This is a genomic window from Streptomyces sp. NPDC089424 (genome assembly GCF_044749345.1).
Taxonomy (GTDB): Bacteria; Actinomycetota; Actinomycetes; order Streptomycetales; family Streptomycetaceae; genus Streptomyces.
In genome coordinates, this window is the sequence record NZ_JBIVHU010000003.1 from 263,542 (window position 1) to 279,128 (window position 15,587).

The window sequence follows — 15,587 nt, forward strand, 5'->3', positions numbered from 1 at the left end:
AAGCCCGTCAGCGGTCGTCTGCGTCACGCGCCCCCGACCGTTCCGCCGGGAATACCCGGTGACCGTCGGGCTGCCCGTCCTGGAGGTCCTTGACCATGTCCTGCAACTCGGAGCGGATCCAGTCCCGGGTCGCGACCTCGCCGAGCCCGATGCGCAGGGCCGCGATCTCGCGCGTCAGGTACTCGGTGTCGGCGATCGACCGCTCGTTCTGCTTGCGGTCCTGTTCGAGGTTGACCCGGTCGCGGTCGTCCTGCCGGTTCTGCGCGAGCAGGATCAGCGGGGCGGCGTAGGAGGCCTGGAGCGAGAGCATCAGGGTCAGGAAGATGAACGGGTAGGTGTCGAAACGCAGGCCCGCCGGTGCGGACACGTTCCACAGCACCCACGCCACGATGACGATCGTCATCCAGACCAGGAACCGCCCGGTGCCGATGAAGCGGGCGACACGCTCGGACAGCTTCCCGAACGCCTCCGGGTCCCACTCCGGCAGGATCCGGGGACGCCGGGGCCGCGGCTGGTCGAGCCGGGCGCGCGGGCGCGTGGTGGCGGTGGCGCCGACGGGCATGCGCTCCCGGCCGGTCTCGCGCGCCGCCTCGCGCCGCACCTCACGGTCGGGAGCCATGGGCGCTCACCCCCTCGTCCTCGTCCAGCTCGAACTCGGACTCGCGCCAGTCCTCGGGCAGCATGTGGTCCAGCACGTCGTCCACGGTCACCGCGCCCAGCAGCGACCCGGACTCGTCGACGACGGGCGCCGAGACCATGTCGTACGTCGCGAAGAACCCCGCCACGAGCTGAAGCGTCGCCCCGGGGGCGAGGGTCTGCAGATCGTCGTCGAGGATCGAGCTGACCAGGGTGTACGGGGGGTCGCGCAGCAGCCGCTGGAAGTGGACGGTGCCGAGGTACTTGCCGGTGGGGGTCTCGTCGGGCGGCCGGCAGACGTAGATCTGCGCGGCGAGCGCGGGGGAGAGGTCGGGGTTGCGGACCCGGGCGAGGGCCTCGCCCACGGTGGCGTCGGGGCGCAGCACGATCGGCTCGGTGGTCATCAGGCCGCCCGCGGTGTGCTCCTCGTACGCCATCAGGCGCCGCATGTCGGCCGCGTCCGCGGGCTCCATCAGGCTCAGCAGCCGCTCCTTCTCCTCCTCCGGAAGCTCGGAGAGCAGGTCGGCCGCGTCGTCCGGGTCCATCGCCTCCAGGACGTCCGCGGCGCGTTCCTCCTGGAGCTTGCCGAGGATCTCGATCTGGTCGTCCTCGGGGAGCTGCTCGAGCACGTCGGCCAGGCGGTCGTCGTCGAGGGCGGCGGCCACCTCCGCGCGCCGCTTGGCCGACAGATGGTGCAGGACGTTGGCGAGGTCGGCGGGGCGCAGCTGCTCGAAGGTGGCGAGCAGGCTCTCGGCGCCCTGTCCGTGCTCCTCCAGGGAGAATCCGGTGACGCCGGACCACTCGACGGTCAGCGTCTCGCCCCTGGCCCGCCGGAAGGCGCTGCCCTTCCTGCCCTTGCGCACGAAGACGCGGTCGATCTCCCAGTCCCGGCGGGCCGGCAACTGCTGCACGGCCAGGTCGAGGACGGTGACCTGCTCGCCGGTCTCGACGAGGGTGACGCTCTTGTCGAGCAGCTCGCCGAAGACGAGGCGCTCGGTGGGCCGCTGTTCGAAGCGGCGGACGTTGACCACGCCGGTGGTGATGACCTGTCCGGACTCGATGCCGGTGACCCGCGTCATGGGCAGGAAGATCCGGCGTCGGGTGGTGAGTTCGACGACCAGCCCGAGCAGCCGCGGCGGCTTGTTGCCGACCCGCAGCATGACGACCAGATCCCGTACGCGGCCCACCTGGTCGCCGTTCGGGTCGAAGACGGCGGTGCCGGAGAGGTGCGAGACGAAGATCCGGGGGGCGCCGGCGGCCATGGCTGCGCCTCCTTTTCCTGCCGTGCGTTGCGTTTGCTCCGCTTGTGCCGAATTGCTCGCTCGGATGGGCTTCAGGCTAGCCCGTCCCGATCGGATCCGCCCTGGTGAGCGGTCCGGACGGACTGGCTCCGTGGGCCGCGCGGCACCCCGGTACGCTGCGTTACGCCGCTGAAGGACCGACGTCGGAAAGGCAACACCACCTGTGACTGCGATGCGTCAGGGCCGTATGCGCCGGACCACTCTGGTGAGCGCGATGTGCGTGCTGGTCGTGGCGGGGACGGGGCTGACCGGGTGCGGCAGCGAGGACCCGGACGCGGGCACGAACGGCGTCGGCAAGCTGCCCGCCGAGAAGATCCAGGCCACGACGCGTACGGCGGCCGAGTCCGCGACGGCGGTCCGGCTGTCGGGGACGGTCGTCGCGGGCGGCAGCACGTACAAGCTGGACATGCGCCTGAAGGCGGACGGCGGCACCGGGTCGGTGAGCGCGGAGGGGGCGACCTTCGAGCTGCTGCGGGTCGGCGAGAAGCTGTTCCTGATGGCGGACGCTGAGTTCTGGAGCCACGGCGGGGGCGAGGGGGACGGCGAGGGCGAGAAGTCCGACGTCGCCGCGGCCGACAAGCTCGACGGCAAGTTCGTGAAGGTGCCCGAGGGCGATCCGTCCTACAAGCGGTTCAGCGGATTCACCGACAAGGATGTCCTGCTCGGCGGCCTGTTGACGCTGCACGGTGCCCTGGCGACCGACGGGCGCCACGAGGAGGCCGGTGTGCGGACCGTCCGTATCACCGGCGACAAGGGCGCCGGGGGCACCCTGGACGTCTCGCTGGAGGGCCGGCCGTACCCGCTGCGCCTGGTCCGCGCGGGCGGCGCGGGCACGCTCACCTTCTCCGACTGGGGCAAGGACTTCGCCCTGGAGCCCCCCGCCAAGGACAAGACGGTGGACTACGGCCAGCAACTCCCGACGTCGTAGTCGCTCCCGGAGTATCAGGACCGCTTCCGCTTCCTCCGGAACAGCAGGCGCGGCAGCCCGGCGGGGAGGGGCTCGCGTGTCGTCACCGGCGTCGGCAGCGGCTTCTCGGCCAGCGAGCCGTCCGGCAGCGGCGAGGTCGTGCCGGTCGGCTCCAGGCGCACCACCCGGCACTCCCGGGCCCAGCGCGCGGTCATGGCCTCGCCGTCGGGCGCGTTGAGGCGCTTGCCCTTCAGTTCGGCGACCGCCGCCTCCCACCGCTCGGATCCGGACGGCAGTTCGACCACCCGGGCCGTCCAGGTGACCAGCCGGCCGCCCTTGTCCTTGCTGCGCACGGTGACCTCGGCCGCGCCCCCGTCGACGAGGCCAGGAAGCGGCTGCTCGCCCGGCCCGTCGCCGACCACGCAGGCGGCGCCCTCGTGCCAGACGTGCCACAGCGTACGAGCGGCCGGCGCCCCGGCACCCCGCACCCAGATGAGGCCGGACTTCTTCGTGGCCTCCTCGACGAGGGCCTGGTCGAGCAGCTCGCTAGTCATGGGAGCAGCGTAGCGAGGCCGCTCACAGCCAGCCGTTGCGCTTCAGCGTGCGGTGGATGCCGAGGCAGATCATGGCCGTGATGCCGAGCACCATCGGGTAGCCGAACTTCCAGCGCAGCTCGGGCATGTAGTCGAAGTTCATCCCGTACACACCGCACACCATCGTCGGTACGGCGATGATGGCGGCCCAGGACGTGATCTTGCGCATGTCCTCGTTCTGCGCGACGGACGCCTGCGCCAGGTTGGCCTGGAGGATGGAGTTGAGCAGCTCGTCGAAGCCCGTGACCTGCTCCTGGACCCGGGCGAGGTGGTCGGCGACGTCGCGGAAGTACTTCTGGATGTCGGGGTCGATCAGCCGCATCGGCCGCTCGCTCAGCAGCTGCAGCGGCCGCATCAGCGGCTGCACCGCGCGCCTGAACTCCATGACCTCGCGCTTGAGCTGGTAGATCCGCCCGGCGTCGACGCCCCGCGGCGCGCCCTTGCGGCCCGGCGAGAACACCTCGGTCTCGACCTCGTCGATGTCGTCCTGCACCGCGTCGGCGACCGCGATGTAGCCGTCGACGACGTGGTCGGCGATGGCGTGCAGCACCGCCGAGGGGCCCCTGGCGAGCAGTTCGGGGTCGTCCTGCAGCCGGTGACGCAGTGCCCGCAGCGAGCCCTGCCCGCCGTGCCGGACGGTGATGAAGAAGTCCCGCCCGGTGAAGCACATCACCTCGCCGGTCTCGACGACCTGGCTGCTGGCGGTGAGTTCGTCGTGCTCGACGTAGTGGATGGTCTTGAAGACCGTGAACAGGGAGTCGTCGTAGCGCTCCAGCTTCGGCCGCTGATGGGCCTGGACGGCGTCCTCGACGGCCAGCGGGTGCAGGCCGAACTCACTGGCGATACCCGCGAATTCGGATTCCGTGGGCTCGTGCAGCCCGATCCACACGAAGCCGCCGTCACGGCGCACCCGGCGCATCGCCTCGTGCGGGGTGAGCGGGCCCGCGGTCTCGACACGGGCACCGTCGCGGTAGACGGCGCAGTCGACGACGGCGGTGGTGGTCTGGGGGTCGCGGGTCGTGTCGTACGCCCCGGTGTCCTTGCGCAGCGCGGGACGCGGCGTGCGGACCGCGGCACGGAGGTCACGGATCATCGACATGGCGGGCTCCTTCGCGGGCGAGCAGCGAGAGGCCGTGGGCGCCGGGTGGAACTGCCCGGAATGGGGACGTCCTGCGAGGTCTCCCCGCCCATCGGGCCGGGAGGATGTTTGGCACGTCCACAAAGCGGGGAGCACCGCACCGTCGCGGTGGCGAACTTCGCTACTGATTCAGCTGCTGATGCAGGTCATACAGATCAGGCAGAGGCAAGACGGAACGAAGTGCTCTTCCGCGGGCAACGCAGGAGGTGCGCATGCGAGAGGTGGCGGCAGGCTAGAGCCAGAGCAACGTCAGCGGCCGGAAGAGCGGGTGGTACTGCACGGTCGACTTCGGTCCATTGCAGCCCCACCTCCTCCGGCCGGTCCCTCGTAAGGGAGTGTCGTCGGCGTCGGGACTTGATCGCGACGCTACTGCGTGCTGCCCCGAACCACCGGGCAAGAGTATCAGCAGACCGAAGTGTCAAGGCGCTGCTTTGCGTGCTGCTGACGAGTTCTATGCTCGCCGCATGGCTGATGTTCTCCCACTGGTCGAGGCCCGGTTGCGCTCCGCGCTCGGCGAACCGGACGCGCGCGCCGCGGTCACCTTCCTCGGTACCGACCGCGTGGAGGTCCTGCGTTTCCAGGAGGGGGACCTGGTCCGCTACGCCACGCTCGGCATGTCCGCCCAACCCATGGCCGACCCCACCGCGGTCCTCGCCGATCCGGTCAAGGGCCCGCGTGCCGAACTGTTCCTGTCCGTGCGCGCCGGCATCGCCGAGACCGACAAGGTGCTGCGGCCGCTCGCCGTCCTCGCGGCGTCCCCGCAGGTCGAGGGCGTGGTCGTGGCCCCCGGCGCCTCCCTGGACGTCGGCGAACCGCTGTGGCCGGGCGCCCCGTTCACCTCGGTGCTGGTCGGCGAGCCGGGCGGCCTGGTCGAGGACCTGGACCTGGACGAGCCCCTCGACCCGGTCCGCTTCCTGCCGCTGCTGCCCATGACCCCGAACGAGGCCGCCTGGAAGCGGGTCCACGGGGCCCAGGCCCTCCAGGAGCGCTGGCTCACGCACGGAACCGACCTGCGCGATCCGCTGCGCACCTCCGTGCCGCTGGACTGAGCGAGGGGCGCGCCCGGGTGTGCCGAGGGCGTGAGCAAGCTCACCAAGGTCCGTACGGGAGCGGTCAGTTGGCGAAGACGCCCACGCCGTCCTCGGTGGCGTGCCGCACCTCCAGCTCCTCCGCCTTCTCCGTCAGCGCCTCGCGCCGTACGGCGACCACGACCGCGCCGAGCACGGCGGTGACGGCCGCCACCACGAACGGCACGTGCACGTCGGTCCACTCCTCCAGCTTCGGCGCGAGGAACGGCGCGGCGGCCGCCGCGAACCACCGCACGAAGTTGTAGCCCGCGCTCGCCACCGGACGCGGCGCGTCCGACACCCCGAGCGCCAGTTCGGTGTAGACGGTGTTGTTCACGCCGATGAAGGCACCGGACAGGATCGTGCAGACGACCGCCGTGGTGTGGTCGCCGTAGCCGAGGACGAGTACGTCGACCGCGAGCAGCACCAGCGAGCCGCCGAGCACCTTCAGCGAACCGAACCGCGCCTGCATGCGGGGGGCGACGAGCACCGAGAAGACCGCGAGCAGCACGCCCCAGGCGAAGAACACCGCGCCCGAGCGGTACGGGCTCATGTTCAGCACGAACGGCGTGAAGGCCAGCACGGTGAAGAACGTGTAGTTGTAGAAGAACGCCGATGTCGCCGCCGAGGCGAGCCCGCCGTGGCCGAGCGCCCTGATCGGGTCGAGCAGTGCGGTCCGGCGGGCCGGCTTCGGCTGCTCCTTCAGGAACGCCGTGATGCACAGGAAGCCGACGGCCATCAGGAACGCGGTGCCGAAGAAGGGGTAGCGCCAGCTGGCGTCGCCGAGCAGCGCGCCCAGCAGCGGCCCGCACGCCATGCCGAGGCCGAGCGCGGACTCGTACAGCAGGATCGCGGCGGCGCTGCCGCCGGCCGCCGCGCCGACGATGACCGCGAGGGCCGTCGAGACGAACAGCGCGTTGCCCAGTCCCCAGCCTGCCCGGAACCCGACGAGTTCGCCTACCGAGCCGGAGGTGCCGGACAGGCCGGCGAACACCACCACGAGGGCGAGGCCGAGCAGCAGTGTCCTGCGGCCGCCGATGCGGCTGGAGACGAAACCGGTGAGCAGCATCGCGACCGCGGTGATCAGGAAGTACGAGGTGAAGAGCAGCGAGACCTGACTGGTCGTGGCCTCCAGGCCCTTGGCGATCGACGGCAGGATCGGGTCGACCAGCCCGATGCCCATGAAGGCGACGACCGAGGCGCCGGCGGTGGCCCAGACCGCCTTCGGCTGTCGCAGGACTCCCGTGCTGCTGTGCATGCCTGGGGGCTCCCTTGCTGACGGGGAAATGGTTGACGTATGCACATAATAAATTAGTGTGGCTAATTAATGCAACCTACATCTAATGGTTTGCGGGGCCCCTTCCGCCCGGACGGGTGATCGTCCTTGACGTGGCGAAGAAGGGGTAGGACCGTGGAGCCCTATGAGGGGCGAACCCAGTTGCCCGAAGTGTGGTGGCCGGGTCAGGGCTCCCGGACTCTTCGCCGATACCTGGCAGTGCGATGTGCACGGCACGGTGCATCCGCTGCAGCCCGCGATCCCGCCCAGCGTCGAGGCCCTCGGTGTCGTGGTGGCTCGCACGCAGGTGCCGGTGTGGATGCCGTGGCCCCTGCCGGTCGGCTGGCTCTTCACGGGCGTGGTCTGTGCCGGTGACGATCGCAGCGGTGGTCGTGCCACCGCGGTGGCGTGCTCGGGCCCCGGGCCCCTCGGCGGCATCGGCGAGCTGGTCCTGGTCGCCGAGGAACTCGGCGTCGGCCTCGGTGCGCGGTACGCGGGGATCGCCGGCCCGGATCCGGGGCCGTACATGAACGTCGAGAAGCCGCCCCAGGCGAAGGTGCTGGCCGCCGGGCGGCCCACGCCGCTGTGGCATGTCACCGGGGCGCCCGACGACCGGGCGGTGTTCGCGGGGGAGGCCCGGGGACTGTGGCTGTGGGCCGTGGTGTGGCCCGAGCAGTCCGGGCTGCTGATGTACGACGAACTGGTGCTGACCGACGTGCGGGACGCGGGCGCGGAGGTCGAGCTGGTGCCGTGCGGCGCGCTGTCGCCGCGGCTGCTCCAGCCGTGACGGGGTCTGGCCGGCTTCCCTCGACGCGGTCCTCGGTGGCGTGGACCCTGTGCGTGTAGGGGGCGCTCGTCGGTAGAGGGTGTGACAGGAGGGCGCCGGATCACCCGCTATCCTTGGGTGTCCCCTTCCGTTCAGTGACCGCCTGGAGTCCGTCGTGCGCATAGATCTGCACACCCACTCCACCGCGTCCGACGGCACGGACACCCCTGCCGAGCTGGTCCGCAACGCCGCCGCCGCCGGGCTGGACGTGGTCGGGCTGACCGATCACGACACGACCCGGGGGCACGCCGAGGCGATCGAGGCGCTGCCCGAGGGGCTCACGCTGGTCACCGGAGCCGAGCTTTCCTGTCGGATCGACGGGATCGGCATGCACATGTTGGCCTATCTCTTCGACGCCGAGGAGCCCGCGCTGCTCGCCGAGCGGGAGCTGGTGCGCGACGACCGGGTGCCGCGGGCCAAGGGGATGATCACGAAGCTGAACGAGCTGGGCGTGCCGGTCACCTGGGAGCAGGTCGCGCGGATCGCCGGCGAGGGGTCCGTGGGGCGCCCGCACGTGGCGACCGCGCTGGTCGAGCTGGGTGTCGTACCGAGCGTGAGCGATGCCTTCACGCAGGACTGGCTCGCCGACGGCGGGCGGGCCTACGTGGGGAAGCACGAGACCGACCCGTTCGAGGCGATCCGGCTGGTCAAGGGCGCCGGCGGAGCCGTCGTGTTCGCGCATCCGGGCGCCGCCAAGCGCGGGCGCACGGTGCCGGAGTCGGCGATCGCCGAACTGGCCGCCGCCGGGCTGGACGGCATCGAGGTCGACCACATGGACCACGACCCCGACACCCGGGCGCGGCTGCGCGGCCTGGCCAAGGAGCTCGGGCTGCTGGTCACCGGGTCCAGCGACTACCACGGCAGCCGCAAGACGGTCGCGCTCGGCGCGTACACGACGGACCCCGAGGTGTACGGGGAGATCACCCGGCGGGCGACGGGCGCGTTCCCGGTGCCGGGCACCGGCGGAGCCTGAGGCTCACCCCCGCACGCCCACCTCCGTCATCTCCTCGCAAGGCCTGTGGCTCACCCATGTTCGACCTCGCTGTCTTCGGCTCTCTCTTCCTCACGCTCTTCGTCATCATGGATCCCCCCGGGATCACCCCGATCTTCCTCGGCCTGACCGCCGGGCGACCCGCCAAGGTGCAGCGGCGGATGGCCTTCCAGGCCGTCTGCGTCGCCGGTGGTGTGATCACCGTGTTCGGGGTGCTGGGGCACCAGATCCTCGCCTACCTGCATGTCTCCGTGCCCGCCCTGATGATCGCCGGCGGGCTGCTGCTCCTGCTGATCGCGCTCGACCTGCTCACCGGCAAGTCGGACGAGCCCCAGCAGACGAAGGACGTCAACGTCGCGCTGGTGCCGCTCGGCATGCCACTGCTGGCCGGGCCCGGCGCGATCGTGTCGGTCATCCTCGCCGTGCAGAAGGCGGACGGCATCGGCCCCCAGGTCTCGGTCTGGGCCGCGATCCTCGCCATCCACGTCGTGCTGTGGCTGGTCATGCGGTACTCGCTGCTGATCATCCGGGTCATCAAGGACGGCGGCGTGGTGCTGGTGACGCGGCTCGCGGGCATGATGCTGTCCGCGATCGCCGTGCAGCAGATCATCAACGGGGTCACCCAGGTCATCCGGGCGAGCTGAGCCCCGCATGCACAGCAGGGCCCCGCACGGCGTGTCCGTGCGGGGCCCTGAAGCTTGGGGTCTGATCCGCGGTTATGAGGCCGTGGTCTCGGCCGGGCGGATCCAGAGCCGCTGACCGGTGGCCGCGGCCTGCTGAACGATCCGGTTGACGGAGGCGGCGTCCACGACGGTCGTGTCGACGGGCGTGCCGTCCACGTCGTCGAGTCGCATGATTTCGAAGCGCATGGCTTCTCCCTTCGTCTGGTCATCCTCCTGAGGAGAACTACTGGTGATGGCGCGAGAGGCAGAAGTGCCTTCGGGCTCCATACGTATGCAACGGGGTGTCGGTTACAAACATTCCCTACGCTAAGGAAATTTTTCGAACGACTAAATACTGACCGGTAAGCGGCTCTCTCGAGACTAACCGGGACCAGTTGTGTTCGCAGCGTGACCGACGGGACAATGGAGGCGATGAACGACGACCTCGCGGCCCTGTCCGCCCGCATCGACCGCACGAACGAGCTGCTGCAGCGCATGCTCGCCGAGGTGGCGAAGACGCCCTCGACCCACGCGATCTTCGTCGACGCGGGGTATCTCTACGCCGCCGCCGGCCGGCTGGTCGCCGGGACCGAGGACCGGCGCGCCTTCGACCTGGACGCCGAAGGCCTGATCGAGGCGCTCATCGACAAGGCCCGCCAGATCTTCGCGGACAGCCGGCTGCTGCGGGTCTACTGGTACGACGGCGCCCGGCGCCGCATCCACACCACCGAGCAGCAGTCCATCGCGGAGCTGCCCGACGTCAAGGTCCGCCTCGGCAACCTCAACGCCAACAACCAGCAGAAGGGCGTCGACTCGCTGATCCGCACCGATCTGGAGTCCCTCGCCCGGCATCGCGCCATCAGCGACGCGGCCCTGCTCGGCGGCGACGAGGACCTGGTGTCGGCGGTCGAGGCGGCGCAGGGGTACGGGGCGCGGGTGCACCTGTGGGGCATTGAGGCACCCGAGGGCCGCAACCAGGCCGAACCGCTGCTGTGGGAGGTCGACAGCCAGCGCACCCTCGACCTCGACTTCTTCAAGCCCTACGTCGCCCGTCGCACGGCAGCCGCCTACGAGCCCTCCGGGGCGGCGCGGCCCGCCCGCGACGACGTCCGCTTCGTCGGCGCGCAGATCGCGGCGAAGTGGCTGGCGGCACGAGGGCGGGAGTCGCTGGTGGAGCTGCTGCCGGGGCATCCGTATCTGCCCGGTTCGGTGGACCAGGACCTGCTGGTGGAGGCCGAGGGACTGCTGCAGTACTCGCTGCGGGGGCAGGCGGATCTGCGGCGCGCGCTGCGGGACGGTTTCTGGGAGCACCTGCAGACGCAGTACTGACCGGGCGCGCCCCGGTGCGTGGCGCGGGGCGCGCTCCGAGGCCGGCTAGTCCCCGGCGCGGGGGTCGTCCCAGAAGTCGGCGATCGCGCGGGCCGTCGGGAGCGGCTGGTCCGCGTTCGGCGAATGCTCGGCGTCCTCGACGACCGTGCGGCGCGCGTGCAGCCGTACGGCCATGTCGTCGAGGAGCGGCAGCGGCCAGGTGTCGTCCCGTACACCGGACAGGACGTGGAACGGCAGCGGCACGGCGGCGAGTTCGGCGACGCGGTCCGGTTCGGTGGTCAACTGGCGTCCGGTGGCGATGAGTTGCGCCGGTTTGTTGCCGAGCCAGCGGCGGCGCAGGAGGTCCGGACCGCCGATGCCGCGGGCCGGTCCCCCGACCTCCTCCGGGGCGCCCATGGACTGGATCACCTCCCAGACCTCCGCCATCGACATCACGGCGAGCGCGTCCCGCAGCAGCTTCACGCGCTGCTGCTGGGAGGCCGAGATCTGCGCAGGACCCGACGACATGAGGGTCAGCGAGACGAACGGGGTGTGGTCCAGCAGGACCGCGGCGCGGGTGATCTGGCCGCCCAGGGAGTGGCCCAGGAGGTGCAGGGGGGCGCCCAGGGCCGCGGCCTGCGCGAGCACGTCGCGTGCCAACTCCGGCTGGGCGTACGCCGTTTCGTCGTGCTCGGGGCCGTCCGACTCGAACTGTCCCCGGCCGTCCACCGCCACCGTACGGTACCCGCGTGCCGCCAGCGGCCCCTGCATCAGGCGGAAGTCCTCCTTGCTGCCCGTGAACCCGGGGATCAGCAGCGCCGTGCCGCGCGGCTCGACGCCGGGGGCGACCGGCACGTCCACCACCGCGAAGTCACCGCGTGCGGTGGGCAGCGGACAGGCGCGGGCGCCGGGAGGCGGGGTGTGGGCGGCGGGCGTGGTCACGGGCCGAGGGTAGCGGGTGGGGGTGTACGGGGCGGGGCGACGAGGTGAGCCGCGGGGTGGGCCGTACCCGGGCGGGTCCGGCGGCCTCCCGGGTGCCGGAACGCCGACGGCCCGGCACCCCCCGTACAGGGGGACCGGGCCGTCGGGCTGCCGTGATCAGCCGTCCGCGGGCTCCGCGGCGGCCGCGGCCTTGCGGGTGCGGCGGCGCGGCTTGGCCTCCGGCTCCTGCGTGGCCTGCGCCGGGATCTCGGCGGTCGCCTCCGGGGCGGGGGCGGTCGCCTTGCGCGTCCTGGTGCGCTTGGGCTTCGCCTCGGCACCCTCGACGGTGTCGGCCTCGGGCTTCGCGGCCGCGGTCTTCCGGGTGCGCTTCGGCTTGGCCTCCACGCCCTCGGCGGTGTCCACCGCCGCCTCGGCGGTCGCCGCCACGGACTTGCGGGTCCGCTTCGGCTTGGCCTCGGCGTCCTCCGTGGTGGCGGCCGCCTTGCGGGTGCGCCTGGGCTTGGCCTCGGCGCCCTCGGCCGTGTCGGCCGCGGCCTCGGCGGCGGCCGTGGTCTTGCGGGTACGGCGGGCCTTCGGCTTCGCCTCCGCCTCCACGACGGCCTCGCCGGCCTGGGCGGGCACGGTGACCTCGGCGGCGTCGGTGGTTTGGGCGGGCTCCGCGACCTTGCGGGTGCGGGTGCGCTTCGGCTTGGCCGCCACGCCCTCGGCGGTGTCGAGGGCCACGTCCGCGGCGACGGCGGCCGTCTTGCGGGTCCGGGTGCGACGGGGCTTGGTCTCGGCGGCCTCGGCCGTGTCGACCGCCGCCTCGGCGGACCGCGGGGCCTCGGCGGGTGCCACGGTCTCGACGGCCTCCACGGCCTGGTCGGGACGCGCCTCGGCCGACTTACGGGTGCGACGGCGGCGCGACTTCGCCGGAGCCTCCGTCACGTCCACGGTGTCCACCGCGGCGGTGCCCTCGGCCGTGGTGACCGCGGCCTCGGCGGCCTCGCTCACGGGGGAGTCGGCCACCGCCGGAGCCGTCGCCTGGGGGGCGCCGGCGCGGGTGCGCCGACGGCGGCGCAGGGTGCGCGGGCCGGCGGCCTCCTCGGCGGTGGTCTCGGTGGCCACCTCGGCTGTCGCGGTGGGCTCCGGCGTCTGCGTCGCGTCCAGCGGGGTGCCGCCGCGCGTGCGGCGACGGCGCCTCGGCGTACGGTCGGCACGCTCGCGGTCGCCTGTGGAACGAGGCTCCTCGCGGCCGCCCCGGCCACCGCGACCGCGCGCACCGCGGCCGCCCGGCTCGCCCAGGTCCTCCAGCTCCTCCGCGTCGAGCCCGGCGCGCGTACGCTCCGAGCGCGGCAGGACGCCCTTGGTGCCCTCGGGGATGCTCAGCTCGGCGAACAGGTGCGGCGACGTGGAGTACGTCTCGACCGGGTCGTTGAAGTTCAGCTCCAGCGCCTTGTTGATCAGCTGCCAGCGCGGGATGTCGTCCCAGTCGACCAGCGTGATCGCCGTACCCGAGGCGCCCGCGCGGCCCGTACGGCCGATGCGGTGCAGGTACGTCTTCTCGTCGTCCGGCGACTGGTAGTTGATGACGTGCGTCACACCTTCGACGTCGATGCCGCGGGCGGCGACGTCGGTGCAGACGAGGACGTCCACCTTGCCGTTGCGGAAGGCGCGCAGCGCCTGCTCACGGGCGCCCTGGCCGAGGTCGCCGTGGACCGAGCCGGAGGCGAAGCCGCGCTGCTTGAGCTGGTCGGCCAGATCGGCCGCGGTGCGCTTGGTGCGGCAGAAGACCATGGCCAGACCACGGCCCTCGGCCTGCAGTATGCGCGCGACCATCTCGGGCTTGTCCATGTTGTGCGCGCGGTACACGTGCTGCGAGATGTTCGCGACCGTCACGCCCTCGTCGTCCGGCGCGGTGGCGCGGATGTGCGTGGGCTGCGACATGTAGCGGCGGGCCAGGCCGATGACCGCGCCCGGCATGGTCGCCGAGAACAGCATCGTCTGGCGGCGCACCGGAAGCATGTTGATGATCTTCTCGACGTCGGGCAGGAAGCCCAGGTCGAGCATCTCGTCGGCCTCGTCGAGGACGAGGCTCTTGATGTGGCCGAGGTTGAGCTTCTTCTGGCCCGCCAGGTCCAGCAGGCGGCCCGGGGTGCCGACGACCACGTCGACGCCCTTCTTCAGGGACTCGACCTGCGGCTCGTAGGCCCGGCCGCCGTAGATCGCGCAGACGCGCACGTTGCGCACCTTGCCCGCGGTCAGCAGGTCGTTGGTGACCTGCGTGCACAGCTCGCGCGTCGGGACGACGACGAGGGCCTGCGGGGCGTCGGTGAGGGCCTCGGGCGCGGCGCGCCCGGCCTCGACGTCGGCGGGGACGGTGACGCGCTCCAGGAGCGGCAGGCCGAAGCCCAGCGTCTTACCGGTGCCGGTCTTGGCCTGGCCGATGACGTCCGTGCCGGAAAGGGCGACGGGGAGGGTCATCTCCTGGATGGGGAACGGGGTGACGATGCCGACGGCCTCCAGGGCCTCGGCGGTCTCGGGGAGGATCCCGAGCTCTCGGAACGTCGTAGTCAGGGTGCTGCCTCTTCTGTGTGCGCGGTACGAGGCGAGCGCGGGGGTCGTGTCGGACCGTGCCGGGGACGTCGGCGGCCGTGGGGCGCGCCGTAGGACACGGGACCTCTGCCAACGCTCCAGCGTTCGTACCGCTGAGGGGGCCCCTCCGATCGTCGTACGCACTGTGCCGTACGGTCAGGGAGGGCTGTCGGGTCGGAGCCGATCGGGCCTCCGACCGGGCATCCTCATACGTGCGGCCTGTCGAGACGCGGCGAAGACGTCGTCGCATCAGCAGGCGCATTACCACCATACCCCGGAATCGCGCACATGCGATGGCCGATTCGGTCACGTAGTCGTCGTCACACTCTCGCGAACGGTCATTCGCGTCGTCGTGGTCACACTGATTGACCAGGGACTTCCACCCCGTGGCGAGCGGGCTATTGTGCGCTCCATGACGACCTCTGACAAGCCTGAGCACGCCGCCGAGACCACCGACGCCGACGCCGCCGCGCACACCGGGGTCGCCGCCCAGGACTGGGCGACCGCCGCCGCCGATCCGCAGTACCGGGCCGCGGTCGTGGACCTGCTGGGCGCGCTCGCGTACGGGGAGCTCGCGGCGTTCGAGCGGCTCGCGGAGGACGCCAAGCTGGCGCCGACGCTGGAGGACAAGGCGGAGCTGGCGAAGATGGCGTCGGCGGAGTTCCACCACTTCGAGCGGCTGCGCGGCCGGCTGACCGAGATCGGTGAGGCGCCGACCGCCGCGATGGAGCCGTTCGTCGCCGCGCTCGACGGCTTCCACCGGCAGACGGCGCCCTCGGACTGGCTGGAGGGGCTCGTCAAGGCCTATGTCGGCGACTCCATCGCCAGCGACTTCTACCGTGAGGTGGCCGCGCGGCTGGACGCCGACACCCGCTCCCTGGTGCTCGCCGTGCTCGACGACACCGGTCACGCCGGTTTCGCCGTCGACCGGGTGCGCGCGGCGATCGACGCCGATCCGCGCGTGGGCGGACGGCTCGCGCTGTGGGCACGGCGGCTGATGGGGGAGGCGCTGTCCCAGTCCCAGCGGGTGGTGGCCGAGCGGGACGCCCTGTCCACGATGCTGGTGGGCGGCGTCGCCGACGGCTTCGACCTCGCCGAGGTCGGCAGGATGTTCTCCCGCATCACCGAGGCACACACGAAGCGGATGGCCGCGCTGGGCCTGGCGGCGTAGGGAACGCCGACGGGCCGCCCGGTCGAGGTCGGGCTCAGGGGCGGGGCCTCGGGCGGGTGTGCTGCGCGAGGTGCGGCTCCGGTCCGACTCCCGGTGCTCAGCCGACGCCGTGCGGAGGCCCTGGGCGCAAAGATGAGGGCCTGTCCGGCGTGGTCGCCGGACGGGCCCTACGGGCGGCGGTGGCCGCGGCGGCGG

Annotated in this window: 15 protein-coding genes; 7 read left to right on the forward strand and 8 right to left on the reverse strand. The window is 71.9% G+C overall.

Features of this window, described 5'->3' with window-relative positions:
* Window positions 1-7: 7 nt before the first annotated feature.
* Entirely contained in the window at window positions 8-619 is a 612-nt protein-coding gene (locus ACIP2X_RS16180; protein WP_401672938.1) for a DUF1003 domain-containing protein, read from the reverse strand.
* Complete coding sequence (locus ACIP2X_RS16185) at window positions 603-1,898, reverse strand: magnesium transporter MgtE N-terminal domain-containing protein (protein ID WP_401672940.1); 1,296 nt, start codon at window positions 1,896-1,898, stop codon at window positions 603-605. Before ACIP2X_RS16185 ends, ACIP2X_RS16180 begins: the two co-directional genes overlap by 17 nt.
* Window positions 1,899-2,124: 226 nt before the next feature.
* Between ACIP2X_RS16185 and ACIP2X_RS16190 the strand changes: the two genes are divergently transcribed.
* On the forward strand, window positions 2,125-2,865 hold the full coding sequence (locus ACIP2X_RS16190; RefSeq protein WP_401672943.1) for a hypothetical protein: 741 nt from the start codon (window positions 2,125-2,127) through the stop codon (window positions 2,863-2,865).
* 14 nt (window positions 2,866-2,879) lie between these two features.
* Here ACIP2X_RS16190 and ACIP2X_RS16195 read toward each other — a convergent pair whose 3' ends face one another.
* The gene (locus ACIP2X_RS16195) at window positions 2,880-3,398 is read right to left on the reverse strand and encodes a hypothetical protein (RefSeq protein ID WP_401672945.1); all 519 of its coding nucleotides are present in this window, start codon (window positions 3,396-3,398) and stop codon (window positions 2,880-2,882) included.
* 22 nt (window positions 3,399-3,420) lie between these two features.
* The gene (locus tag ACIP2X_RS16200) at window positions 3,421-4,536 is read right to left on the reverse strand and encodes a magnesium and cobalt transport protein CorA (protein ID WP_401672948.1); all 1,116 of its coding nucleotides are present in this window, start codon (window positions 4,534-4,536) and stop codon (window positions 3,421-3,423) included.
* A 503-nt stretch (window positions 4,537-5,039) separates the two neighbouring features.
* Between ACIP2X_RS16200 and ACIP2X_RS16205 the strand changes: the two genes are divergently transcribed.
* Window positions 5,040-5,624 (forward strand): suppressor of fused domain protein, encoded by a 585-nt coding sequence (locus ACIP2X_RS16205; protein WP_401672951.1) that lies wholly within the window; start codon window positions 5,040-5,042, stop codon window positions 5,622-5,624.
* A gap of 64 nt (window positions 5,625-5,688) precedes the next feature.
* Here ACIP2X_RS16205 and ACIP2X_RS16210 read toward each other — a convergent pair whose 3' ends face one another.
* On the reverse strand, window positions 5,689-6,900 hold the full coding sequence (locus ACIP2X_RS16210; protein WP_401672954.1) for an MFS transporter: 1,212 nt from the start codon (window positions 6,898-6,900) through the stop codon (window positions 5,689-5,691).
* A 163-nt stretch (window positions 6,901-7,063) separates the two neighbouring features.
* Between ACIP2X_RS16210 and ACIP2X_RS16215 the strand changes: the two genes are divergently transcribed.
* The 3 genes from ACIP2X_RS16215 (at window position 7,064) to ACIP2X_RS16225 (ending at window position 9,379) form a co-directional block, all read left to right on the forward strand.
* Complete coding sequence (locus ACIP2X_RS16215; RefSeq protein ID WP_401672957.1) at window positions 7,064-7,705, forward strand: DUF6758 family protein; 642 nt, start codon at window positions 7,064-7,066, stop codon at window positions 7,703-7,705.
* Window positions 7,706-7,859: 154 nt separating this feature from the next.
* Window positions 7,860-8,717, forward strand: coding sequence for a PHP domain-containing protein (locus tag ACIP2X_RS16220; RefSeq protein ID WP_401672960.1), 858 nt, complete (start codon window positions 7,860-7,862; stop codon window positions 8,715-8,717).
* A 56-nt stretch (window positions 8,718-8,773) separates the two neighbouring features.
* Complete coding sequence (locus ACIP2X_RS16225; RefSeq protein WP_401672962.1) at window positions 8,774-9,379, forward strand: MarC family protein; 606 nt, start codon at window positions 8,774-8,776, stop codon at window positions 9,377-9,379.
* Window positions 9,380-9,451: 72 nt separating this feature from the next.
* On the opposite strand, the gene ACIP2X_RS16230 is transcribed toward ACIP2X_RS16225, so the two are convergent.
* The gene (locus tag ACIP2X_RS16230; protein WP_393105601.1) at window positions 9,452-9,604 is read right to left on the reverse strand and encodes a hypothetical protein; all 153 of its coding nucleotides are present in this window, start codon (window positions 9,602-9,604) and stop codon (window positions 9,452-9,454) included.
* A 225-nt stretch (window positions 9,605-9,829) separates the two neighbouring features.
* Here ACIP2X_RS16230 and ACIP2X_RS16235 point away from each other — a divergent pair, with 225 nt between their 5' ends.
* Window positions 9,830-10,726, forward strand: a complete 897-nt coding sequence (locus tag ACIP2X_RS16235) for an NYN domain-containing protein (protein ID WP_401672965.1) — start codon at window positions 9,830-9,832, stop codon at window positions 10,724-10,726.
* A gap of 45 nt (window positions 10,727-10,771) precedes the next feature.
* Here ACIP2X_RS16235 and ACIP2X_RS16240 read toward each other — a convergent pair whose 3' ends face one another.
* Together ACIP2X_RS16240 and ACIP2X_RS16245 are read right to left on the reverse strand one after the other, a co-directional pair.
* On the reverse strand, window positions 10,772-11,647 hold the full coding sequence (locus tag ACIP2X_RS16240; RefSeq protein WP_401672967.1) for an alpha/beta fold hydrolase: 876 nt from the start codon (window positions 11,645-11,647) through the stop codon (window positions 10,772-10,774).
* Window positions 11,648-11,803: 156 nt separating this feature from the next.
* The gene (locus ACIP2X_RS16245; protein ID WP_401672969.1) at window positions 11,804-14,110 is read right to left on the reverse strand and encodes a DEAD/DEAH box helicase; all 2,307 of its coding nucleotides are present in this window, start codon (window positions 14,108-14,110) and stop codon (window positions 11,804-11,806) included.
* A 514-nt stretch (window positions 14,111-14,624) separates the two neighbouring features.
* Between ACIP2X_RS16245 and ACIP2X_RS16250 the strand changes: the two genes are divergently transcribed.
* Window positions 14,625-15,392 carry a ferritin-like fold-containing protein gene (locus ACIP2X_RS16250; protein ID WP_401672971.1) on the forward strand — a complete coding sequence of 256 codons (768 nt, stop codon included), beginning with the start codon at window positions 14,625-14,627 and terminating at the stop codon, window positions 15,390-15,392.
* Window positions 15,393-15,587 lie beyond the last annotated feature (195 nt).

Coding starts and splice junctions, on each gene's coding strand:
- ACIP2X_RS16205 (WP_401672951.1), top strand. CDS start 5,040: ATGGCTGATGTTCTCCCACTGGTCGAGGCCCGGTTGCGCTCCGCGCTC.
- ACIP2X_RS16215 (WP_401672957.1), top strand. CDS start 7,064: ATGAGGGGCGAACCCAGTTGCCCGAAGTGTGGTGGCCGGGTCAGGGCT.
- ACIP2X_RS16235 (WP_401672965.1), top strand. CDS start 9,830: ATGAACGACGACCTCGCGGCCCTGTCCGCCCGCATCGACCGCACGAAC.
- ACIP2X_RS16185 (WP_401672940.1), bottom strand. CDS start 1,898: ATGGCCGCCGGCGCCCCCCGGATCTTCGTCTCGCACCTCTCCGGCACC.
- ACIP2X_RS16210 (WP_401672954.1), bottom strand. CDS start 6,900: ATGCACAGCAGCACGGGAGTCCTGCGACAGCCGAAGGCGGTCTGGGCC.
- ACIP2X_RS16180 (WP_401672938.1), bottom strand. CDS start 619: ATGGCTCCCGACCGTGAGGTGCGGCGCGAGGCGGCGCGCGAGACCGGC.
- ACIP2X_RS16200 (WP_401672948.1), bottom strand. CDS start 4,536: ATGTCGATGATCCGTGACCTCCGTGCCGCGGTCCGCACGCCGCGTCCC.
- ACIP2X_RS16230 (WP_393105601.1), bottom strand. CDS start 9,604: ATGCGCTTCGAAATCATGCGACTCGACGACGTGGACGGCACGCCCGTC.
- ACIP2X_RS16195 (WP_401672945.1), bottom strand. CDS start 3,398: ATGACTAGCGAGCTGCTCGACCAGGCCCTCGTCGAGGAGGCCACGAAG.
- ACIP2X_RS16225 (WP_401672962.1), top strand. CDS start 8,774: ATGTTCGACCTCGCTGTCTTCGGCTCTCTCTTCCTCACGCTCTTCGTC.
- ACIP2X_RS16245 (WP_401672969.1), bottom strand. CDS start 14,110: ATGACCCTCCCCGTCGCCCTTTCCGGCACGGACGTCATCGGCCAGGCC.
- ACIP2X_RS16190 (WP_401672943.1), top strand. CDS start 2,125: ATGCGCCGGACCACTCTGGTGAGCGCGATGTGCGTGCTGGTCGTGGCG.